Origin of the sequence: Halomonas sp. 1513, assembly GCA_001971685.1 — a bacterium.
Classification (GTDB): Bacteria; Pseudomonadota; Gammaproteobacteria; order Pseudomonadales; family Halomonadaceae; genus Franzmannia.
Window position 1 is genome coordinate 3292807 of the sequence record CP019326.1, and the last position, 22663, is coordinate 3315469.

The following is a 22663-nucleotide window of genomic DNA, read 5'->3' on the forward strand; positions in this document are numbered from 1 at the left end:
CATGAAAACTAGCGTAGTCGCTGGCCTCGACTTGTCATCAACGGATTATCCTCGCGCATCATGACCGTTGCCTGACACTGCGATGACCGCTGGATGACCGACGCCGGGGTCGGTGCGTGCTAGAATTCAGGCTCTTTTTTTCGTTCAGGAATTCGCTGCCCATGTCCCTCGACGATCTGCACCTCAACCTGCGCAACCTGACCGCGGACGACTACCCCCAGCTCAAGTCGCTGATGGACAAGGTCTATGACGATATCGGCGGCGCCTGGCCCAAGCTGACCATCGACAAGCTGGTCAGCGAGTTTCCCGACGGCCAGATCGTCATCGAGGACGACCAGACCATCGTCGGCGTGGCGCTTACCGCACTGGTGGACTACGACGAGTTCTCCAACCCGCACCAGTACGACGACCTGATCGGCCACCGCGAGGTCATCCTCAACCAGCCCGACGGCGACGCCATGTACGGTCTCGATGTGCTGATCGACCCGGACTACCGCGGCTACCGCCTGGGCCGGCGCCTGTATGAAGCGCGCAAGGAGCTGTGCCGCTCGATGAACCTGCGCGCCATCCTCGCCGGCGGTCGTATTCCCGAGTACCACCAGCACGCCGACGAGCTCTCGCCGACCGAGTACATCGAGAAGGTGTCGCGCAAGGAGATCCACGACCCGATCCTCTCCTTCCAACTGGCCAACGACTTCCTGGTCAAGCGCCTGCTGCGCAAGTACCTGCCGGAGGACGAGAAGTCCCAGGGCTTCGCCACCCTGCTGGAGTGGAACAACATCCTCTATGAGCCCGCCGAGCGCGTACTCGAGAGCCGCAAGACCCAGGTTCGGGTGGGCGCGGTGCAGTGGCAGATGCGCGAGTTCGACTCGGTGGAGACGGTGCTCCAGCAGATCGAGTACTTCGTCGACGCGCTGTCCGGCTACCAGAGCGACTTCGCGGTCTTCCCCGAGCTGTTCAACGCGCCGCTGATGGGCCTGCAGGACCGCGCCGCCCAGCGCGACCAATTGGCCGCGATCCGCTTCCTGTCGGGCTTTACCGAGCGCTTCAAGACCGAGCTGTCGCGCATGGCGGTGTCCTACAACATCAATATCGTGGCCGGCTCGATGATCGAGGAGGCCGAGGATGGCAAGCTCTACAACATCGCCTACCTGTGCCACCGCGACGGCACCCTGGAGCGCCAGGCCAAGCTGCACATCACTCCTCAGGAGCGTCGCGACTGGGTGATCGAGGGCGGCGACGACCTGCGCGTGTTCGACACCGACGCCGGCCGCGTGGGCATCCAGATCTGCTACGACGTCGAGTTTCCCGAGCTCTCGCGCCTGCTCGCCGATCAGGACATGGACATCCTGTTCGTGCCGTTCTGGACCGACACCAAGAACGGCTACCTGCGGGTGCGCCACTGCGCCCAGGCCCGCGCCATCGAGAACGAGTGCTACGTGGTGCTGTGCGGCAGCGTCGGCAACGTGCCGTCGATCGAGAACCTCGACATCCAGTACGCCCAGTCGTCGGTGTTCTCGCCCTCGGACTTCGCCTTCCCCCACGACGCGGTGCTCGCCGAGACCACCCCCAATACCGAGATGATCATGTTCTCGGATCTCGACCTGACGCGCCTCACCGTGGTGCGCAGCGAAGGCTCGGTGACCAACCTCAAGGATCGCCGCAAGGATCTGTTCGACCTGCGCTGGCGCGACTGGTCGTGGAAGTCCGGCGCCAACCTCGAGGACAACTGAGGCCATGCTGGGGCGTCTCAAGCGCTGGCGCAGCAGGCAGTTCGAGCAGCGCCACCCGTTCCCCGACGACGCCTGGGCCGAGGCCCGGGCGCGTATCCCGCTGCTCGCTGCGCTCGATGCCGACGACGCCAGCCGCCTCGCTCAGCGCGCCTGGCGCTTCGCCCACGCCAAGCGCCTGACCCTGCACCCCGAGCTCGCCGCGACCACCGATTTCGACCTTCCGGCGCGGCTGGCGCTGGCCGCCCAGGCCTGCCTGCTGACCCTGGGCTGGAACGACGACGAGCACGCCGAGGCCTTCGCCAACGTCCACGAGGTGCTGGTGCTGCCCGAGGCCTTCCAGCGCCAGGTCGAGGAGATGGACGAGTTCGGCGTGATGCACGAGTACGTTGACGAACGCGCCGGCGAGACCTCCTACCAGGGCCCGGTGGTGGTGGCATTTCCCGACCTGATGGAGAGCGGCGAGTGGAGCGGTTTCAACGTGCTGATCCATGAGTTCGCCCACAAGCTCGACATGGGCAACGCCAGCGATATCGACGGCTTTCCGCCGCTGCCCCGGGACATGGACCCGCGCGAATGGCATCGCCTGTTCAGCGCGGTGTGGGACGACCTGCAGGCGCGCCTCGAACGCGGCGAAGAGACGCCCATCGACGACTATGCGGCGAGTCACCCCGGCGAGTGCTATGCGGTATGCTGCGAATACTTCTTCAGCGCCCCGGACGTGCTCGACCAGGCCTACCCCTCGCTGTACGCACTGCTGGTACGCTATTTTCGTCAGGATCCGCTGACGCGCCTGCCGGCCGAGCACGACGCCGTCGAGCACCGTCACCGTCAACCCCATGAGGAACGCGATGATCGATCTGCGCAGTGATACCGTGACCCGCCCCACCCCGGCGATGCTCGCCGCCATGGCCGAGGCCCCGGTGGGCGACGACGTATGGGGCGACGACCCCAGCGTGAAGCGCTTCGAGGAGGCCGTCGCCGCGCGCGCCGGCAAGGCCGCGGCGCTGTTCTTTCCCTCCGGCACTCAGAGCAACCTGGCCGCGCTGCTGGCGCACTGCCAGCGCGGCGATGAGTACATCGCCGGCCAGCTGGCTCACACCTACAAGTACGAAGGCGGCGGTGCCGCGGTGTTCGGCAGCATCCAGCCCCAGCCGCTGGAGAACGCCGCCGACGGCTCGCTGCCGCTGGACAAGATCCGCGCCGCCATCAAGCCCCGCGACTTCCACTTCGCCCGCACCCGGCTGCTGGCGCTGGAGAACACCATCGGTGGCAAGGTGCTCGACCCCGACTACGTGCAGGCGGCCACCGACCTGGCCCGCGAGCACGGCCTGGCCACCCACCTCGACGGCGCGCGGCTGTTCAACGCCGCGGTGGCCAGCGACACGCCGCTGGCCACGCTGTGTGCGCCCTTCGACAGCGTCTCGCTGTGCTTCTCCAAGGGGTTAGGCGCGCCGGTGGGATCGGTGCTGGCAGGCCCGCAGCCGCTGATCGACGAGGCGCTGCACTGGCGCAAGGTACTCGGCGGCGGCATGCGCCAGTCAGGCCTGCTGGCCGCCGCCTGCCACCACGCCCTGGAGCATCACGTCGCTGACCTGGCCCTCGACCACGCCAAGGCGGCACGGCTCGGCGAGGCCATCGCGGCGCTGCCCGGTGTGGAGGTAAGCTCAGTTGCCACCAACATGCTCTTTGCGCACTTCCCGGACGCCCATCGCCAGCCGCTGGTCGCCCATCTCAAGGCGCGCGGCATCCTCGCCGAGCTGCTCTACGCCACCCGCTTCGTGGTCCATCGCGATATCAGCGACGCCGATATCGACGCGGTGATCGATGCCTTCGGCGAGTATTTCCAACAGCACGGTTGAGCGCGCTGGCGGTCATTGACGGCGTCGTATAGCAAACGTCGCGACACGCCGGTATCAATCATCAGGCCCGACGTCCGGTGCCTCACCCATGCGCACGCCGTCGCTGTGGCGCTCTAGCGCCAGCAGCCAGGCGCTGTGATCCCATTGGGTCTTGCCCTCGTCGTAGAGCTCGCGATAGTACTCGGCGGCTTTCTCCAGCACCGGCAGCGACATGCCGAGTGCTTTCGCCTCGGCCAGGCAGGTATCGATATCCTTGATGAAATTACGCAACGGCGCGCCGGGAATGAAGCGCCGGTCGAGCATTCGCTGGCCGTGTTCCTGCAGCACCCTGCTGTCGCCATGGCCTCCGGCCAGGGCCACCGGGATCTGCGCCGGGTCGGCACCGCCCGCCGACGCCAGCAGCATGGCCTGGGCCACGCCGGTGATATTCACCGCCACCATCACCTGGTTGGAGAGCTTGACCAGCTGCCCGGAGCCGGCCGGTCCCACATGGGTGGTCCGCCCCATCGGCTTGAAGATGCCGTCCGCTTCCGCGCGCTCGAAGGCAGCCTTGTCGCCGCCGGCCATGATCGCCAGCGATGCCTCGGCCGCACCCAGGCTGCCGCCGGAGACCGGGGCATCGAGATGGGCGACGCCGATCTCGGCGAGTCGCTCGGCATGCTCGCGGGCCATCGAGGGGGGAATCGACGCCATGTCGATAAACACCGCGCCACGCTTCATCCGCTGGGTGGCCCCGGAGTCGAAGAAGACCTCACGTACGACCGGCCCACTGTCGAGTATCGAGAGGATGTAGTCGGCGTTCTCGACCGCCTCGACGGGGGTGTCGACCACCACCGCCCCATGCGCCTCGAGCGCCTCTGCCTTGCTGCGGGTACGGTTCCACACCGTGACCGAGAACCCCGCCTTGAGAAGGTTGGTGGCCATCGGCCCGCCCATCAGGCCGGTGCCCAGAAAAGCGATTTGCGTACTCATGTAGCGTCTCCTTGTTGTGATTATGAGGCCCGGTGACGAGGCACTTTCCCGCCGCAGTGTCGGCAGGATCAGGTCAGCCGAAGGGTCGCCCGCCCGATTCCTGTAAACACGGCCTCCACGTCAACCGGCTGCTCGGCCACGATCTTGCCGGTGTAGGAACCGCAGGTGACAATCTCCCCGGCGCGCAGTGACTGCCCGGTTTGCGGCAAGGCATTGGCCAGCCACACCAGCAGTGCCGCCGGATCCCCCGCCGGGTTGCCGCCCTGGGTGTTCACCGCCATCCGCCCGCCGATCGTCAGCGCCACCTCGATGCGCTCGAGCGAGAGCGACTGCCAATCCGCTGCGCCGTCGCCCACCACCAGGCAACCGCAGTTCTGCAGGTCGGCTAGCTGCGAGAGCTTGTCGACACCGCTCGGCCAGTCGAGAAAACGCGAATCGACGAGCTCGATGGCGGCGTGGGCCGAGGCGACCGCAGCCAATACCTCGTCACGCGAGTAGGCGCTATCCCGCGCTGGCAGGTCATGCTTCAGCCGGAAGGCCACCTCGGCCTCGATGGCCCCCACGGTAAAGTCGGCGAGTCGTCGTTCGACATGCCCTTCATGCAGCAGCCTTGCGGGTAGCGCGGCGTAGTGGGGCGCCGACTCGGGGCTCGCCGCCCCCACTTTCCAGCCGCCTCGACCGCCGAGCCGCTCGACGAGTCGCTGCTGTATCCGATAGGCCTGCTCGGCGTCACGCGGGCGACAGCTGTCGGGCAGCGCCGATAGCCGCGGCCCGCCGTTCAACACCGCTTCCAGCAGGCCGGCAGCCTGTTCGTTCAACTCATTCATGATTCACCCAGTTGATGATGATTGTGCGAGGGGATGGTGCCTGGTTGTGTATCAGCCCATACAGTATACCCGTGGTCATCAAGATACGGCGGGGCTAGAAGAGGCCCCGGCATCATCCAGGTCACGCTCAGCGGCCAGCCAGCGCCACAGCCACTCGGCGTCCTCGCTGACCTCGCGGCGGCTGGGCCGCACCAGCCAAAAGCGCTCGTCGCTGGCCAGGGCATGGCCCAGCGGCGTGGCCAGGTCGTGGCGCTCGGCCAGTAACCGCCGATGCGCCAGGGCAATGCCGGCCCCTTGACTGGCCAGGGCCAGCGTCATCACCTGGTTGTCACAGCTCAGGGCACGACAGCGGGTCTCCAACCCCGCCACGCCGGCGCTCTCCAACCACGCCGACCAGCCCACGCCGAAGCCCAGCGCGTGCAGCAGGGTATGGCCGGCAAGATCCTGCGGCGTCTTGAGCTGCGCCGCCAGCGGCGCTGCACAGACCGGCACCAGCCACTCGGCGCCCAGCGACAGCGCCTCCACGCCCGACCAATCGCCGTGCCCATAGCGAATCTCGATATCGGCCCCTTCGGGCCCGAAGTCGTCCTGCCAGATGGCGCTTACCAGCCGTATCGCGATCAGCGGATGTTCGCGCTGCACACGCGGCAGCCGCGGTGCCAGCCAGTTCTGCTGGATCACCGGCGTGGTGCGCAGCGTCACCGAGTGGTCCGCAGCACTACCAAATACCTCGGCGGTGCCCTCACCGAGCCGGGTGAAGGCATCGTTGATGCTCGGCAGCCATGCCCGGCCGGCTGGCGTCAGGCTCAGGCTGCGCGGATGCCGCACGAACAGCTTGTGGCCCAGGCGGTCCTCGAGCAGCCGGATGCGCTGGCTGATCGCCGCTTGGGTCACGCCCAGCTCACGACCGGCGGCGGTAAAACTCAGCGTGCGGGCCGCCGCCTCGAAGGCCTGCAGCCACAGCAGTGGCGGTAAGTCGCTCATGAGAAAGTCCGCTATAAGCTCAGCTTGGCCAAAGGGGCCAGATTAATCGTTTGTCACGCCCTCGGCCAGCCTCCACCCTGATGTCCGTTATTCACATCAGCAGCGCGGAGAGACACTTTCATGCTCAACAGCCCTTCCTCTCGACCCGATATGCTCACCGCGCAGCGGGCGCCTGAACGGCCAGACGAGCTTGCCGCACCGCCCATGGCCGAGCTGATGCCCTACCCCGCCACCCCGCTGCTGCGTGAGGCAAGCGCCAGCGACGCGCGTGTCGAGCTGACCTGGGAGGATGGCCAGCGCGCCAGCCTGCCGCTGCTCTGGCTGCGCGACCACTGCCCCTGCGAGGCGTGCCGTCACCCTCAGACCCGTGAGCGGTTGATCGCACCCCTCGATGAGGTGCCCGAGTGCGCCGAAGTGAGTCTCGAGGGCGGCCACCTGGGGCTGCGCTGGGCCGACGGCCATCTCAGCCGGTTCGCCGCAGGCTGGCTCTATCAGCGCCGCCCCGGGGCAGCGGACGAGAGCGCACTGCCCGCGCGCCAGGCCTGGCGCGAGGCGTTCATTCCGACCCGCGTCGCCCACCCCGACTTCTTCTCGCCCCGCGGCGAAGCCGCCTGGCTCGAGGCGCTGCTGCGCGATGGCCTGGTGCTGCTCGACGGCGGCCCCCAGGCCGACGAGGAAGTCAGCCGCATCGCCGAGCGCATCGGCCCCCAGCGGCCCACCAACTTCGGTGCGCGCTTCGACGTGCGCTCCAAGCCCAATCCCAACAACGCCGCCTACACCGCCATCGGCCTGGCGCTGCACACCGACCTGCCCAACTGGCGCCAGCCGCCGGATATCCAGCTGCTCTACTGCCTGCAGAACGAGGCCGAGGGCGGTGAATCGCTGTTCGCCGACGGCTTCCAGGTCGCCGAGGCGCTGCGCCAGCAGTCGCCCGAGCACTTCCGCCTGCTCAGCGAGCTGGCCATCGACTTTCGTTTCCAGGACGAGACCCAGGATATCGCCGTGCGCGCCCCGATCATCGAATGCGACGCCAGCGGCCGGGTGGTAGAGGTGCGTTTCAACAACTGGATCCGCGACACCCTGCGCCTGCCCGCCGAGCAGATGACCGCCTGGTACCGCGCCTATCACCACTTCTGGACGCTGCTCCACTCGCCGCGCTACCAGCTCGACTTCGCCCTGGCGCCGGGCGAGATGGTGGCCTTCGACAACCGCCGCGTGCTGCACGGCCGGCGCGCCTTCGATCCCAACACCGGCGCCCGTCACCTGCAGGGCACCTACCTCGACCGCGACATGCTCGAATCGCGGCTGCGCGTGCTGGCGCGTCACCGCTAACGCCGCTCCCTCATGCTGCCGCCGGCCACGACAACGCACATACGCCGGCGGCGTCGACCCACCATCACAACAGGAGAGACTCCATGACTGCCCCCCTGACCTCCCCGCGCGCGCTGCTGGCATGCGGCCTGCTGGCCGGCCTGGCGCTGCCCGCTCACGGCGACGACGCCACCCTCGACTTCGGCGTACCCGCCTGGCCCGGCATCACCGTCAAGACCGAGATCGCCGAGCAGCTGCTGGGCCCGCTCGGCTATGCGACACGCACCCATGAGCTGGGCCTGCAGGTGGTCTACCAGGGCATCGACAGCGGCGACATCGATGTCTTCCTGGGCGGCTGGATGCCCGCCCAGCGTGACATGTTCACGCCCCGCGAGGCCGATGATCGCCTGCGCGCGGTGGCCAACAACGTCGACGGCGCCCAGATGACCCTGGCGGTACCCGAGTACCTCTATGAGCAGGGCATCCAGAGCTTCGCCGACCTCGACGCCAACCGCGAGCTGTTCAACGGTCAGATCCACGGCTTCGGCGCCGGCTCGGCGGCCAGCGAGATCCTCGAGGCCGCGATCGATGACGACACCTGGGGGCTCGGCGACTGGCGCCTGGTCGATACCAGCGAGGTCGGCATGCTCAGCGCCGCCCAGGACGCCATCTCCCGCGAGGAGGCGATCGTCTGGGTCGGCTGGACGCCGCACTGGATGAACCTCGAGCTGCCGATGCGCTACCTCGACGACCCGCAGGACCTGTTCGGCGAGAACAACGGCGAGAGCGACGTGCTGACCCTGATGCGCAGCGACTACGCCGAGGCCAACGCCGAGCTGGTCGGCTTCTTCGAGGCCTTCACCTTCAGCGCCGAGGAGCAGAGCTGGATGATCCAGGAGTATGGCCAGCAGGAGCGCGACCTCAGCGAGGTGGCCGCCGAGTGGATCCGCGACAACGCCGAGCGCGTCGAGGCGATGTTGGCCAACGTCAGCGACCGCCACGGCGAGCCGGCCTGGCCTCAGGTCGCTGAGGCCCTCGAGCTCTGACCAGCCTCTACATTCAGTTCCCCTGGGCCGGCACCCGGCCGGCCATCTCGCCTTCGAGATGTTCGATGAAGGCGCGAATCCGCGCCGGCACCTGCCGGCGCTGCTCGTACACCGCGTAGAAGTCCGCGCGCACGCCACGCCACTCAGGTAGCAGCGCCACCAGCGCGCCGCTGGCCAGATGATCGTGGACATCCCACCACGAACGCAGCATCACCCCGTGACCGTCCAGCGCCAGCCGGGTGATCACCTCACCGTCATTGCTGGCCAGCCGCCCGTCCACCTTGACCGCCTGGGTCTCGTCGCTATCAGGGCACTCGAAGCGCCATAGCGGAAAGTCGCTGTCGTTCTCGCGGATCACCAGGCAGGGGTGGCGAGCCAGGTCGGCGGGCGAGTCGAGCCTTGGCATGCTCGCTGCGTAGCCGGGCGCGGCGCACAGCACGCGGCGATTGGCGAGGATCCGCCGCGCCACCAGCCGCGAATCGGGAGGCTCGCCGACGCGGATGCCGACATCGAAGCCGTGATCGCCGAGGTTGAGGGGAAAGTTGGTCAGTTCCAGCCAGCCCTCGAGCCGCGGGTGCTCGCAGCAGAAGGCCGACAGCAGCGGCGCCACGTGACGACGCCCGAAGCCGAACGTGGCGTTGACCCGCAGTCGCCCGGCGAGCGGGCCTTGGCCACCCTCGCCACGCGACTCCAGCAGCTCGCCTTCCAGCGCTTCCAGCTCGTCGAGAATCAACACGCCGCGGGACAGGTAGAGTTCACCCTCGGCGGTCAACGTCAGACGCCGGGTGGTGCGATGGGCCAGTGCCACGCCGACCCGCGCCTCGAGCTGCTTGAGGCGCTTGCTCACCGCCGACAGCGACAGCCCCAGGTCACGCGCGGTGGCGGTCAGGCTCCCGGCCCGGGCCAGGTGCTGAAAGAACGCCAGATCGTCGAGCTGCGACACGCCACTCTCCACTTATTTTCAACAATACCTTGAAGTTTACCCTGATTATCGAAAACCAAATAGGGACTAGACTAGGCTCAGGTAACCGGAGACACACCATGTTCCAAGGCTTTCGCCACGTCGATATCTCGGTGGGCGCCAACACGATCCACGCCAGGATCGGCGGCAGCGGTCCCGCCCTGCTACTGCTGCACGGCCATCCCCAGACTCACGTCATCTGGCACCGCGTCGCCGATGCCCTGGCCGAGCACTATACGGTGGTTGCCACCGACCTGCGCGGCTACGGCGACTCGTCGAAGCCGCCCGGCGAACCCGACCATGCCAACTACAGCAAGCGCGCCATGGCCGACGATCAGTTGGCGGTGATGCGCGAGCTTGGCTTCGAGCGCTTCTACCTCTGCGGCCACGACCGCGGCGGCCGCGTGGCTCACCGCCTGGTCATGGATCACCCGGAGGCGGTGGAAAAGCTGATGCTACTCGACATCGCCCCGACCCTGGCCATGTACGAACAGACCGACCGCACCTTCGCCACGGCCTACTTCCACTGGTTCTTCCTGATTCAGCCGGCGCCGCTGCCGGAAACCCTGATCGAGGCCTCGCCGGCCGACTACATCACCCGCACCATGGGCGGGCGCCACGCCAGCCTGGAAGCCTTCGACCCCGCGGCCATCGCCGAGTACCAGCGCTGCCTGGCCCAGCCCGGTGCGGCCCACGCCCTGTGCGAGGACTACCGCGCCAGCAACGGCATCGACCTGGAGCACGATCGCGCCGACCGCGAGGCCGGGCGGCGCATCACTTGCCCGGTCAGCGTTCTGTGGGGCAAGCACGGCATCATCGAACGCTGCTTCGACCCGCTGGCGGAGTGGCGCGCCGTGGCAGAGAAGGTCGAGGGCGAGGCCCTACCCTGCGGCCACTACATCCCCGAGGAGGCGCCGCAAGCACTGCTCGAGCGCCTCCTGCGCTTCATGACTCCCAACCACTGACCCGAGGACCCGACCATGACCCATCGTATCGCCGTGATCGCCGGTGACGGCATCGGCACCGAAGTGATTCCCGAAGGCCTGCGCGCCCTCGAAGCCGCCGCCAAGCGCTTCAATATCGACCTCGACTGCCAGACTTTCGAGTTCGGCAGCTGCGACTACTACCTCGAGCACGGCAAGATGCTGCCCGACGACTGGTTCGAACAGCTCAAGGACTTCGATGCGCTGTTCTACGGCGCGGTGGGCTGGCCGGAGAAGGTGCCCGACCATATCTCGCTGTGGGGCTCGCTGCTGCAGTTCCGCCGCCAGTTCGACCAGTACATCAACCTGCGCCCGTGCAAGCTGATGCCCGGCATCAAGAGTCCGCTGGCCGGCCGCCAGCCCGGCGATATCGACTTCTACGTGGTGCGCGAAAACACCGAGGGCGAGTACTCCAGCGTCGGCGGCAAGATGTTCGAGGGCACCGACCGCGAAGTGGTGATCCAGGACACCGTGATGACCCGCACCGGCATCGACCGGGTTCTTAAGTACGCCTTCGACCTGGCCCAGACCCGGCCGCGGAAGAAGCTCACCTCGGCCACCAAGTCCAACGGCATCTCGATCACCATGCCCTACTGGGACGAGCGCGTGGAGGCCATGGCCAAGGGCTACCCGGAGATCGCCATGGACAAGTTCCACATCGATATCCTCACCGCCAACTTCGTGCTGCACCCGGACTGGTTCGACGTGGTGGTGGGCAGCAACCTGTTCGGCGACATCCTCTCCGACCTCGGCCCGGCCTGCACCGGCACCATCGGCATCGCCCCCTCGGCCAACATCAACCCCGAGGGCAAGTTCCCCAGCCTGTTCGAGCCGGTCCACGGCAGCGCCCCGGATATCGCCGGCAAGGGCATCGCCAACCCCATCGGCCAGATCTGGTCAGGCGCCATGATGCTCGAGCATCTCGGCCATCAGGAGGCCGGCGACGCCATGCTCAAGGCCATCGAAGCGGTGCTCGCCAGCGGTGATCAGAGCGTGCTGACGCCGGACGTCGGCGGCCAGGGCACCACCGAGAGCCTGGGTCGCGCCATCGCCGAGAAGATCGCCGGCTAAGGCTGCACGCCAACCCCAGCACCAGACAGCCCCCACCGGTCAACGCCGGTGGGGGCTGTGCATTTTCGCCTTTCAGGTTCGCTGCGGGGGCCTGGATCAACCCTTGAGCTTGGCGGCGATGCCGGCCACGTGCTCGCCCTGGAAGCGGGCGATCTTCAGCTCGCGCTCGTCGGGTTGGCGCGAGCCGTCGCCGCCGGCGATGGTGGCGGCGCCGTAGGGGGTGCCACCGCTGACCTTGGAAATATCGAACTGCTCCTCGATACCGTAGCCGATCGGCACGATCACCATGCCGTGGTGAGCCAGGGTGGTCCAGGTCGAGGTGATGGTCATCTCGTCGCCGCCGCCGGTGCCGGTCGAGGTGAACACGCTGGCCACCTTGCCGCGCAGCGCACCCTTGGCCCACAGGCCGCCGGTCTGGTCGAGGAAGGTGCGCAGCTGGCCGGCCATGTTGCCAAAACGCGTCGGCGTGCCGAAGATCACCGCGTCATAGTCGGCCAGTTCGGCGGGAGACGCTTCCGGGGTGTCGTAGTCCTGCCTGCCGCCGGCGTTGGCCAGCGCCTCGGCGCTCATGGTTTCCGGCACGCGCTTGACGGTCACCTCGACGCCCGCCACCTTGGCGGCGCCTTCGGCCACGGCCTTGGCCATGGTGTCGATGTGGCCATACATGGAGTAGTAAAGCACCAGTACCTTGGTCATTGCGGTCATCCTCTCATCGTCGGTTGATGTATGGCGCTACGATAGCGCAGCCGTGAATGAGAAAAAGCGAATGATTTCGACAGCTCGGTGCGATTTTATCGACTCATCTCGGGCTGGGAACCCCACCGACAAACCGCTGTCATCAGCTGTGCTGCCCCGCAAGCCGCAAGAGACGGAATCGCTGCGATGGCCTCATCGCCGCAACACTCGCCCCCACGCAAGGAGCCTTACCGTGACGATCTTCGAAGCCCTGCGCCACGATCATGACATTCAGCGCGACCTGCTCGATCAGCTGGTGGCCACCCACGGCGATACTCAAGCGCGCCGCGACCTCTATCGCCAGGTACGCGCCGAGTTGACGCATCACGCTGCCGCCGAGGAGCGTGCGCTGTACATTCCGATGATGGCCATCGATCTGACCCAGGAGAAGGCGCGCCACAGTGTGGCCGAGCACCATGAGATCGACGAGCTGATCGAGACCCTGGACGCCACCGAATTCGACTCTCCCGCCTGGCTGACCCACGCCAAGTCGCTGCAGCACCTGGTGACCCACCACCTCGACGAGGAGGAGCACGAGGTGTTCCAGCTGGCAGGCCGCGGCCTGCAAGCGCAGCAAAAGACCGACCTGGCCGACGACTACCGCCGGGAAATGGCACGGCTGCGCCAGGCATGAGGCAACCGAGCACTCGCACCGGCATGCGCAACCGGGTGCCTCGCCGGCACGTCATCGCGCTGCCCGCCGCCACGGCACTGCTCGTGGCGGGCTGCACCGGCATCCCCAGCGGCACCCAGCCGGTGACCGGCTTCGAACTCGAGCGCTATCTCGGCCAGTGGTACGAGATCGCGCGCCTCGACCACTCCTTCGAGCGCGGGCTGGACTGCGTGACCGCCGACTACTCGCTGCGCGACGATGACGGCGTGCGCGTCATCAACCGCGGCTACAACCTCGAGGATCAGGCGTGGGACGAGGCCGAGGGGCGCGCCTACTTCATCGGCGAGGAGGACGTCGGTCGACTCAAGGTGAGCTTCTTCGGCCCCTTCTTCGGCGGCTACAACATCCTCGAGCTCGACGATGACTACCAGTACGCCCTGGTCGCCGGCCCCAACCGCGACTACCTGTGGATCCTGGCCCGCGACCCCGAGCTCGACGACGCCACCTACCGGCGGCTGCGCGACACCGCCGAAGAGCTCGACTTTGCCGTCGACGAATTGATCGAAGTCGAGCAAGGCGAGGCCTGCCCCGCTCGTTGAGGAAGCGCCGGGGTTTTCATTCTGGCACCCGGCTTTTTCACCAGCTCGACGTGACCGCTTGCCGCCGTGGGCAGTGACTTGGATGGTGGGGCACACTCTGGCCACACGACGCGAGATCACGGCATGCTGAACGACTGGCTCGACCTGACCCTGGACGGCAACGCCAGCGGCGCCCGCGAGGGTCGCCTGGCGTCAGGTAGCTATCGCTGCCACGCCGCTGGCATTCTCGAGCTGACCCCGAAGACACAGAGCCGCGACGCCGTCGCCTGCGTGATCTCCGCCGGCATCCACGGCAACGAAACCGCCCCCATCGAGCTAGTCGGTGAGCTGCTGTCATGCCTCGAGGCAGGCAAGCTGACACTCGGCGCGCCGCTGCTGATACTGCTGGGCAATATCCCGGCGATCCGCCACTCAACGCGCTTCATCACCACCAATCTCAACCGGCTGTTTCGCCGCGACCTGGCCCTCGAGGGCGACGAGCCCGAGCGAGCACGCACGCTGATGGCCAGCGTCGATGACTTTTACCAGCGCCACGCCGAGCTGCCACGGCTGCATTACGATATGCACACCGCGATCCGCGACAGCCGCTATCCGCGCTTCGTCGTCGAGCCGTTTGCCGACTCGCCTACCGCCGCCGAGCAGTGGCAGTGGCTAGCCGCCGCCGAGATGCAGGCGGTGCTCCACCAGCACCAGCATAGTTGGACCTTCTCGCACTACTCGAAGCACTACCACGGCGCCCAGGCCTTCACCCTCGAGCTGGGCCGGGTCGCGCCCTTCGGCGACAATGACATGGCCGCCCTGCGCCCGCTGCGCCACCTCCTCGAAGCGCTGCTGGAAGGGCGCGAGCCGCCGCGCGGCGACCCGCTGCGCTTGGCCTTCTTCCGCGTCGAGCAGGAGCTGATGCGCCACGCCGAGGAGTTCCGGCTGTGCTTCGCCGACGACGTGGCCAACTTCACTGAATTTCCCCCGGGCACCTGCCTGGCCCGTGACGCCGAGGCCGGCGACTGCGTCGTCGGAGAGCAACCGCTGGCGGTGGTCTTCCCCAACGCCGAGGTCGAGCTGGGCGCCCGCGCGGCGCTGCTGGTCAAGGCAACTGCAGCAGCACCGGGGCCTACCGATCAGTAGATAGGCGCGACATTTCACCTTTAGGCAAGATGATTTTCCACATTACAACAACAGCTTGGAGATTTACGATGCAACCTCCCCACAACACCCTAGACCAACGTCTAACCCAGCTCCCCGAGTTCGACCCTGTCCGCACCGCGCTGGCCTGTTAGAATCGCCCCCTTTTCGCGCCAGCCACGCTCACGTTACCCACGCTGAACCAGGGCCCGCCCTCAGCCCATGTCATGGAGCTAATTATCATGGCCGCAACGCCAATGCCCCTCGAAGCGCGCAACATCAAGAAGCGTTTTGGCGACACCGAGGTACTCAAAGGCCTCTCGCTACAAGCCCACAAGGGAGACGTCATCACCCTGATCGGCGCCTCCGGCTCCGGCAAGAGCACCTTTCTACGCTGCATGAACCTGCTCGAGCAGCCCGACGAGGGCGACCTGCTGATGCACGGCGAAGAGATCCGCTTCAAGCAGACCCGGCGCGGCCGCGAGCCGGCCGACTGGAAGCAGGTGGTGCGCATGCGCGCCAAGCTGTCGATGGTCTTCCAGAGCTTCAACCTGTGGGCGCACATGACGCTGCTCGAGAACATCATCGAGGCGCCGGTTCACGTGCTCGGCAAGCCCAAGAAAGAGGCCATCGAGCAGGCCCAGGCGCTGCTCGAGCGGGTCGGCCTCACGGCGCGTGCCAACGCCTACCCGGCCCAGATGTCAGGTGGCCAGCAGCAGCGCGGTGCGATCGCCCGGGCCCTGGCCATGGAGCCGGAGGTGATGCTGTTCGACGAACCCACCTCGGCGCTCGACCCGGAGCTGGTCGGCGACGTGCTCAAGGTGATGCGCGACCTGGCCGCCGAAGGCCGGACCATGGTGGTGGTCACCCACGAGATGAGCTTCGCCCGGGATGTCTCCAGCCAGGTGATCTACCTGCACCAGGGCCTGGTCGAAGAGGCCGGCCCGCCCCAGGATGTGCTGGCCAACCCAAGTTCGCCGCGCCTCCAGCAGTTCCTGGCGCCCAAGTACTGACCGCGGGAGACTCACCATGCTTGATCTGCAAGGCTACGGCCCGCGACTGATCGAAGGCGCCGGGGTCACCCTGTCACTGGCGCTGCTGTCGCTGATCCTGGCCATCGTGCTGGGCCTGCTCACCGCCAGCGCCAAGATGTCGCGCAGCTGGTCGCTGCACAAGATCGCCACCCTCTACACCACGGTGATCCGTGGCGTACCCGATCTGGTGCTGATGATGCTGCTGTTCTTCGGCGGCCAGATGGCGCTAAACGTGGCGACCGACGCCCTCTACGACCGCTTCGGGGTGGACTGGTACATCAATCTCAACGCCTTTGCCGCCGGGGTGATCACCATCGGTTTCATCTTCGGCGCCTACATGGGTGAAACCTTCCGCGGCGCCTTCCTGGCCGTCGACGAGGGCCAGATCGAGGCCGGCAAGGCCTACGGCATGAGCGACTGGCTGGTGTTCCGGCGCATCCGCTTTCCGCTGATGATGCGCCACGCCCTGCCGGGCCTCTCCAACAACTGGATGGTACTGCTCAAGACCACCGCGCTGGTCTCGGTGATCGGCCTCTCGGATATGGTTCGGGTGGCCGCCGAGGCCTCCCGCGCCACCCATGAGCCCTTTACCTTTCTGCTGCCAGTTGCGGCCATCTATCTGCTGATCGCCAGCGTCTCGGAGTGGCTCTTCGCACGGCTGCAGAAGCGCTACAACGTCGGCTTCGGAGGGCACTGACATGGAACTCATGACCTGGTTCACCGACCTGCTCGACGGCAACCTGATCTTCACCCCGCGGACCCTGGGCTACTACTGGGACGGCCTGGTGACCACCACCCAGCTGGTGTTCCTGTCGCTGCTCGCCGGCCTGATACTGGCCGTGCCGCTGGCCATCGGCCGCAGCTCGCGCCACCGCTGGATCAGCCTGCCGATCTACGCCTACACCTATGTGTTCCGCGGCACCCCGCTGCTGATCCAGCTCTACATCATTTACTACGGGGTGGTGTTCGTCGACGGCATCCAGGAGACGATCTTCTGGCCGCTGCTGCGCGAGGCCTTCTACCCGGCACTGATCGCCTTCACCCTCAACACCGCGGCCTACACCACCGAGATCTTTCGCGGCGCGATCAAGGCCACCTCGCGCGGTGAGATCGAGGCGGCCCGCGCCTACGGCATGTCCAATGCCCTGACCATGCGCCGCATCGTGCTGCCCAGCGCCTTTCGCCGCGCCCTGCCGGCCTACGGCAACGAGGTGATCTTCATGCTGCATGCCAGCGCCATCGCCAGCGTGGTCACGCTGATGGACCTGACCGGGGCGGCACGCTTCGTCTACGCGCGCTTCTACGCGCCGTTCGAGGCCTTCCTGTTCGTGGCGGCGATCTACCTGTGCCTGACCTTCGCCATCCTCTACTTCTTCCGTTTCCTCGAGAAACGGCTGCTGGCGCATCTCAGGCCGGCATGACGATGGGCCGATACCCGCCGTCAAACACGCGTTGGGAAACTGGCCTGGCAAGGCCACTTTCCCTCTTCCGGCCAGTCGCAAGCTGCGCTAATGTAGCCGGGTTCTCACCCTTGGGTGACCCCCGACAACAACAGGGACATGCATCATGAAAAAGCTGCTCACCATCACGATTCTCGGCGCCGCCATGGTCGCCGGGACCGCCCAGGCCCGCGACTACGATCACGTGCGCTTCGGCGTCGACGTGCCCTACGAGCCGATGGAGTACCGCACCCCGGACGGCGAACTGACCGGTTTCGATATCGACCTGGGTAACGCCCTGTGCGAGGAGATAGGCATCACCTGTGAGTGGATCGTGCAGGAGTGGGACGGCATCATCCCCGGCCTGATGTCGCGCAACTATGACGCCATCATGTCGTCGATGACCATCAACGACGAGCGCCGCCAGACGGTGCTGTTCTCCGACCCCTACTTCACCCCGCCGTCGGCCTGGTTCGCCCCGGCCGACAGCGAGCTCGACGACGCCACCGAGGAGAGCCTCGACGGCAAGACCATCGGCGTGCAGCGCGGCACCCTGCAGGACAACTTCGCCACCGACATGTTCGGCAGCGTAGCAAACGTCAGCCGCTACTCCACCGCCGACGACATGGTGCTGGACATGCAGGCCGGCCGCCTGGATATCGTGTTCCTCGACTATCCGGTAGGCAAGTCGACCCTGCTCGACAGCGAAAGCCGCGACTACAAGGTGGTCGGCGAGATGATCACCGAGCCCAAGGAGTACTTCGGCGACGGCTTCGGCATCGCCTTCCGCCAGCGTGACGAGGCACTCGCCGAGCGCTTCAACGAGGCCCTGGCGACGCTGCAAGACGACGGCACCTACGACGAGATCTACGAGCGCTACTTCGGCGACGACGAGTAATCCCGTCCTGCGCTCCCGGCTGCGCCGGGAGCGTTTTCCAGCCTGCCCATTGCCGAACTTGCCCCCGCAAGCTCGGCAGTATTTTGCTTTTTTCACAACAATAAGGACGTTCTCATGTACCGCTATCTTGGCATCACCCTGCTCGGCGCCGCCCTGGTGGCCGGCAGTGCCCAGGCCCGCGACAGCTATGACCACGTGCGCTTCGGCGTCGACGTGCCCTACGAGCCGATGGAGTACCGCACCCCGGACGGCGAGCTGACCGGCTTCGATATCGATCTCGGCAACGCCCTGTGCGAGCAGATGGGCATCACCTGCGAGTGGATCGAGCAGCAGTGGGACGGCATCATCCCCGGCCTGATGGCGCGCAACTACGACGCCATCATGTCGTCGATGACCATCAACGAGGAGCGCCGCGAGCAAGTGCTGTTCTCCGACGCCTACCTGACGGTGCCCTCGGCCTGGTTCGCTCCCGAAGAGAGCGAGATCGATACCGCAGACGAGCAGACCCTCGACGGCCTGACCCTCGGCGTGCAGCGCGGCACCCTGCAGGACAGCTACGCCACCGACTTCTACGGCGACGTGGCCAATGTGCGCCGCTACGCCACCGCAGACGACATGCTGCTCGACATGGAGTCGGGGCGTCTCGACCTGGTGTTCGTCAACTACCCGGTGGGCAAGACTACCCTGCTCGACAGCGAGCGCGGCGACTACCGCGTGGTCGGCGAGATGATTCGCGAGCCCTACGAGTACTTCGGTGACGGCATTGCCATCGCCTTCCGGCCCCGCGACGAGGCACTCGCCGAGCGCTTCAACACGGCCCTCGCCGAGCTCCAGGAGAGCGGCGTCTACGACGAGATCCACGACCGCTACTTCAGCGAATAAAGCAGCTCACTGCGATTCTGTGTCAGGCCCCACCCAATGGCGGGGCCGCTTGACACCTCCCGTGCAATCGCGCATGTTTTCCAGGTGGCATCGACACCCAAGAGGTCCACTTCCATGACTTTCCACCCTAGGATCGTCCAGGCGAGTTTCGTTGAGAGCTTCTATCTCAGCGAATGGTTCGACGAATAGCCCTCCCCCCGGCCAGCCCTGGCCACTCGGCACCTGCGTGCCCGATATCACCGCTGACACCGCGATGAACCCTGCCCGGCCCGACGCCCAGGCGCGATCCATCGGCTGAATCAGCGGCAACGCCCTACGTACCAACAATCACAAGCTGCCACCGCGCGGCGACCTAGACCCATGGAGATTCCCATGCGCTATTACACGCTACTGCTGAGCGCTGCGCTCGGCGCCACCCTGATCACCGGCACCGCCCAGGCCCGCGACTACGACGAGGTCCGCCTCGGCGTCGACATCCCCTACGAGCCGTTCATGTATCGCCAGGCCGACGGCGAACTGACCGGCTTCGAGATCGAGCTCGGCGAGGCGGTCTGCGACTATCTCGAGATCAACTGCACCTGGGTCGAGCAGGACTGGGACGGCATCATTCCCGGCCTGATGGCGCGCAACTACGACGCCATCATGTCGTCGATGGCGATCACCGAGGAGCGCGCCCAGCGAGTACTGTTCTCCGAGCCCTACTACACCACCCCCAGCGCCTGGATCACCACCCACGAGCACGACATCGACATCGACGACCGCGACAGCCTCGACGGCCTGACGGTGGGCGTGCAGCGCGCCACCCTGCAGGACAACTACGTCACCGAGCTGTACGGAGACGTGCTCGACATTCGCCGCTACACCGGCGTCGACGACGTGGTCACCGACCTGCGCGCCGGGCGCCTCGACCTGACCTTCATGGACTACCCGATCGCCGAGGCGGCCATCGAGATCGATACCGAAGGTAGCGACTTCCAGCGCATCAGCGACTTCATCAAGGAGCCCGAGCACATCTTCGGCAAGGGCGTCGGCGTTGCCTTCCGCCCCCGCGACGAGGCGCTGGCCGAGCGCTTCAACGAGGCCCTGGCGGCGCTCAAGGAGGACGGCACCTATGATGAGATCATGCAGCGTTACTTCAGCTACGACGTAAAACTGTAACGTCACTTGAGCCCCACGACGCCGGCCGCAGCGCCGCGTCGTGGGTTACCCGCCCCCCAGAGAACGACCATGCTGACACTGCTCAAGAATGCACGACTCTACGCCCCGGAGCCGCTGGGGCTCTGCCACCTGCTGATCGCCGATCGCCGCATCGCCGCGATCTGCGCTGCACAAGACACGCCCCCCGTTGAGGGGACCGCCGTCGAGGTAATCGACCTCGGCGGACGCCGGGTGATCCCCGGCCTGGTCGACCCGCTGGTGCATATCACCGGCGGCGGCGGCGAAGGCGGTTTCGGCACCCGCACCGCCGAGCTGACCAGCGCCGATGCCCTCGCCTCCGGCGTTACCACCCTGGTAGCGGCGCTGGGCACCGACGCCCTGACCCGCACCCCGTCCAACCTGATCGGCAAGGCGCGGGAGCTCGCCGCCGCCGGCCTGAGCGTCTACGCCTATACCGGCTCCTACCAGCTACCGCCGGTGACCCTGACCGGTTCGGTGGCCAGCGATATTCTCTATATCCCCGAGTTCATCGGCGTCGGCGAGGTCGCCATCAGCGACCACCGCGGCTCGCAGCCCAGCGCCCAGGAGCTGACCCGGCTGGCCTCGGAGGCGCGCACCGCCGGCCTGCTGGCGGGCAAGGCGGGGATCGTCTTCATCCATACCGGCGATGCCGCGAGCCACCTCGAGCCGCTGCGCGAGGTGGCCCGCAGCAGTGCCATCCCGCTGTCGCAGTTCTACCCCACGCATATCAACCGCACCGCGGCGCTGTTCGAGGACGGCCTGCGCTTCGCCCGCGAGGGCGGACGCATCGACTTCACCACCAGCACCACCGACGCCCTGCTGGGCGGCGGCGAAGTGGCCGCCTCGGAGGCCGTGGCCCGCGCCCGCCACGCCCGCGTCGACCTGGCCCGGGTCAGCCTCTCCTCGGATGCCAACGCCTCGCTGCCGCAGTTCGACGTCGAGCGTCGCTTCGTGGGCCTCGAACCCGGCCGCCTGGCCAGCCTGTTCGAGGTGCTCGGCGAGTGCGTCACCCACCACGAGATCCCCCTCGAGCAGGCGCTGCCGTGCGCCGCCGGCAATGCCGCCGATGCCCTGAAGTTGCCGCACAAGGGGCGGCTGACGGTGGGCGCCGACGCCGACCTGCTGGTGCTGTCAGACAGCGGCTGGGCCATCGACGAGGTGTGGGCGCTGGGCCGGCGGGTACACTGATGCAGCGAGCGTGCTGCCTCAGCGCAGCACGCGGCGAATCAGGAACGGACCGATCACTTCGAAGACCACGGTGGAGGCCACCACCGCCGAAAGCAGTAGCGAGCGGTGCTCGGGAAAGCGCTCCACCACCAGCAGCGCCATGCCCATGGCGATACCGGCCTGGGGCGTCAGCGCCAGGCCGATGTCCCGTGGCAGATCGCCGCCCCGCCCAACCAGCTGCACGCCCAGCGCCCCGCCCATGAAACGCCCCGCCAGGCGCAGCGCGATATAGGCCAGGGTCAGCCACAGCGCCGCGCCCATATAGCTGAGATCGATGTGTGCCCCGGAGAGCACGAAGAAGAACACCAGGAACGGCCACTCGATATGCTCGACCTGGCGGAACGAGCGGGTGTGATGTGAGGAGAGATTGGCCACCAGAGCGCCGGCAAACATCGCCGCCAGCAGCCCCGACACCTCGAGCCAGGTGGAGAAGCCGGTCAGCAGCAGGATCAACGCAAACGCCTCGACCTGAGTCGGCTCTCCGGGCCGCAGGCGGCCGGTGAGCCAGGCCGCCGGCAGGCCGATGGCCGCGCCCAGCGCCAGCGCGCCGCCCAGCTCCCAGCCGGCGTAGGCCAGTGCCAGGCTGCCGTCGCCGGTCAGCTGCCAGCCGAGCAGCGCCATGGCCAACCCGAACAGCAGGATCCCCCAGGCATCGTCGATGGCCACCATGCCCATCAGCAGCCGTGCGCGCAGGCGGTCATCGCCGCGGGCGTAGACCTCGTCGCTGATCTCGGCCGGCTCGGTGGCCACCGAGATCGCCGCCAGGGCGACCACCACCACCAGCGGAAAGCCCAGCAGCCACAGCCCCACGCCGACGAACAGCGCACCGCTGAGCACGATCGACAGCGAGATCACCACCAGCAGCCAGCCGTTGCGGCGCAGCCGCGAGAGAGTCAGCTCGCCGCCGAGCAGAAACGACACCAGCACCAGCGCCATGTGGATCAGCGGCTCGCTCATGCCCCCCAGCGGCGCGCTGCCGTCGCGCCCCAGCAGCAGCTGCTGGACCAGCGCCAAGGCCACGCCAACCAGCACCAGCAGCGAGATGCGCGGCAGGCGCCAGCGCCTGGCCAGCGCGTCCACCCCGATGCTGATGCTCAGGATTATCCCCAGCAGGATCAGGTTGGCCGACCCCACGCTGAGTTCGGCCATCGGCCACTGCCAGGTTTCGCTCGCGGTCATGCAGCGAGC

At 67.0% G+C, this 22663-nt stretch carries 23 protein-coding genes; 17 read left to right on the plus strand and 6 right to left on the minus strand.

The window, feature by feature from the left end; translation table 11 throughout:
* Positions 1-161 precede the first annotated feature (161 nt).
* From BWR19_14925 to BWR19_14935, 3 genes are read left to right on the plus strand one after another with little or no spacing between them, the layout of a single operon-like run.
* Positions 162-1733 carry a hydrolase gene (locus BWR19_14925; GenBank protein ID APX94125.1) on the plus strand — a complete coding sequence of 524 codons (1572 nt, stop codon included), beginning with the start codon at positions 162-164 and terminating at the stop codon, positions 1731-1733.
* Positions 1734-1737: 4 nt separating this feature from the next.
* The gene (locus BWR19_14930; GenBank protein ID APX94126.1) at positions 1738-2601 is read left to right on the plus strand and encodes a hypothetical protein; all 864 of its coding nucleotides are present in this window, start codon (positions 1738-1740) and stop codon (positions 2599-2601) included.
* Entirely contained in the window at positions 2582-3592 is a 1011-nt protein-coding gene (locus BWR19_14935) for a low-specificity L-threonine aldolase (GenBank protein APX94127.1), read from the plus strand. Before BWR19_14930 ends, BWR19_14935 begins: the two co-directional genes overlap by 20 nt.
* Positions 3593-3646: 54 nt before the next feature.
* On the opposite strand, the gene BWR19_14940 is transcribed toward BWR19_14935, so the two are convergent.
* The 3 genes from BWR19_14940 to BWR19_14950 all read right to left on the minus strand — a co-directional run bounded on the left by BWR19_14940 (position 3647) and on the right by BWR19_14950 (position 6375).
* On the minus strand, positions 3647-4564 hold the full coding sequence (locus BWR19_14940) for a hypothetical protein (protein APX94128.1): 918 nt from the start codon (positions 4562-4564) through the stop codon (positions 3647-3649).
* Between the two features lie 68 nt (positions 4565-4632).
* Positions 4633-5382: a hypothetical protein gene (locus BWR19_14945; GenBank protein ID APX94129.1), complete on the minus strand. Its 750-nt coding sequence runs from the start codon at positions 5380-5382 to the stop codon at positions 4633-4635.
* Between the two features lie 87 nt (positions 5383-5469).
* A complete protein-coding gene (locus tag BWR19_14950; GenBank protein APX94130.1) occupies positions 5470-6375 on the minus strand; it encodes a LysR family transcriptional regulator in 906 nt (301 codons plus the stop codon).
* Between the two features lie 150 nt (positions 6376-6525).
* Between BWR19_14950 and BWR19_14955 the strand changes: the two genes are divergently transcribed.
* Together BWR19_14955 and BWR19_14960 are read left to right on the plus strand one after the other, a co-directional pair.
* Positions 6526-7707, plus strand: coding sequence for a gamma-butyrobetaine,2-oxoglutarate dioxygenase (locus BWR19_14955; protein APX94131.1), 1182 nt, complete (start codon positions 6526-6528; stop codon positions 7705-7707).
* 83 nt (positions 7708-7790) lie between these two features.
* The gene (locus tag BWR19_14960; protein APX94132.1) at positions 7791-8732 is read left to right on the plus strand and encodes a glycine/betaine ABC transporter; all 942 of its coding nucleotides are present in this window, start codon (positions 7791-7793) and stop codon (positions 8730-8732) included.
* 13 nt (positions 8733-8745) lie between these two features.
* Here the strand turns inward: BWR19_14960 and BWR19_14965 are convergent, their stop codons facing one another.
* Entirely contained in the window at positions 8746-9675 is a 930-nt protein-coding gene (locus BWR19_14965; GenBank protein ID APX94133.1) for a LysR family transcriptional regulator, read from the minus strand.
* Positions 9676-9773: 98 nt separating this feature from the next.
* Between BWR19_14965 and BWR19_14970 the strand changes: the two genes are divergently transcribed.
* Positions 9774-10658, plus strand: coding sequence for an alpha/beta hydrolase (locus BWR19_14970; GenBank protein APX94134.1), 885 nt, complete (start codon positions 9774-9776; stop codon positions 10656-10658).
* A gap of 15 nt (positions 10659-10673) precedes the next feature.
* Positions 10674-11747 carry a tartrate dehydrogenase gene (locus tag BWR19_14975; GenBank protein APX94135.1) on the plus strand — a complete coding sequence of 358 codons (1074 nt, stop codon included), beginning with the start codon at positions 10674-10676 and terminating at the stop codon, positions 11745-11747.
* Positions 11748-11843: 96 nt separating this feature from the next.
* On the opposite strand, the gene BWR19_14980 is transcribed toward BWR19_14975, so the two are convergent.
* The gene (locus BWR19_14980) at positions 11844-12443 is read right to left on the minus strand and encodes an NAD(P)H:quinone oxidoreductase, type IV (GenBank protein APX94136.1); all 600 of its coding nucleotides are present in this window, start codon (positions 12441-12443) and stop codon (positions 11844-11846) included.
* A 232-nt stretch (positions 12444-12675) separates the two neighbouring features.
* On the opposite strand from BWR19_14980, the gene BWR19_14985 reads away from it, so the two are divergent.
* From BWR19_14985 to BWR19_15030, 10 genes are all read left to right on the plus strand, one after another.
* Entirely contained in the window at positions 12676-13116 is a 441-nt protein-coding gene (locus tag BWR19_14985; protein ID APX94137.1) for a hemerythrin, read from the plus strand.
* Between the two features lie 23 nt (positions 13117-13139).
* Positions 13140-13694, plus strand: coding sequence for a lipocalin (locus BWR19_14990; GenBank protein APX94138.1), 555 nt, complete (start codon positions 13140-13142; stop codon positions 13692-13694).
* Between the two features lie 123 nt (positions 13695-13817).
* Complete coding sequence (locus BWR19_14995; protein APX94139.1) at positions 13818-14819, plus strand: succinylglutamate desuccinylase; 1002 nt, start codon at positions 13818-13820, stop codon at positions 14817-14819.
* Between the two features lie 239 nt (positions 14820-15058).
* Entirely contained in the window at positions 15059-15829 is a 771-nt protein-coding gene (locus BWR19_15000) for a histidine/lysine/arginine/ornithine ABC transporter ATP-binding protein (GenBank protein ID APX94140.1), read from the plus strand.
* A gap of 16 nt (positions 15830-15845) precedes the next feature.
* On the plus strand, positions 15846-16547 hold the full coding sequence (locus BWR19_15005; protein ID APX94141.1) for an ABC transporter: 702 nt from the start codon (positions 15846-15848) through the stop codon (positions 16545-16547).
* 1 nt (position 16548) lies between these two features.
* Positions 16549-17271, plus strand: coding sequence for an amino acid ABC transporter permease (locus BWR19_15010; GenBank protein APX94142.1), 723 nt, complete (start codon positions 16549-16551; stop codon positions 17269-17271).
* Positions 17272-17416: 145 nt separating this feature from the next.
* Positions 17417-18187 carry a nickel transporter gene (locus BWR19_15015; GenBank protein APX94143.1) on the plus strand — a complete coding sequence of 257 codons (771 nt, stop codon included), beginning with the start codon at positions 17417-17419 and terminating at the stop codon, positions 18185-18187.
* Positions 18188-18301: 114 nt separating this feature from the next.
* Positions 18302-19069, plus strand: a complete 768-nt coding sequence (locus BWR19_15020; protein ID APX94144.1) for a nickel transporter — start codon at positions 18302-18304, stop codon at positions 19067-19069.
* Positions 19070-19441: 372 nt separating this feature from the next.
* The gene (locus tag BWR19_15025) at positions 19442-20227 is read left to right on the plus strand and encodes a nickel transporter (GenBank protein ID APX94145.1); all 786 of its coding nucleotides are present in this window, start codon (positions 19442-19444) and stop codon (positions 20225-20227) included.
* 69 nt (positions 20228-20296) lie between these two features.
* A complete protein-coding gene (locus tag BWR19_15030) occupies positions 20297-21436 on the plus strand; it encodes a beta-aspartyl-peptidase (GenBank protein ID APX94146.1) in 1140 nt (379 codons plus the stop codon).
* A gap of 18 nt (positions 21437-21454) precedes the next feature.
* Here the strand turns inward: BWR19_15030 and BWR19_15035 are convergent, their stop codons facing one another.
* On the minus strand, positions 21455-22654 hold the full coding sequence (locus BWR19_15035) for a cation:proton antiporter (GenBank protein ID APX94147.1): 1200 nt from the start codon (positions 22652-22654) through the stop codon (positions 21455-21457).
* Between the last annotated feature and the right edge of the window lie 9 nt (positions 22655-22663).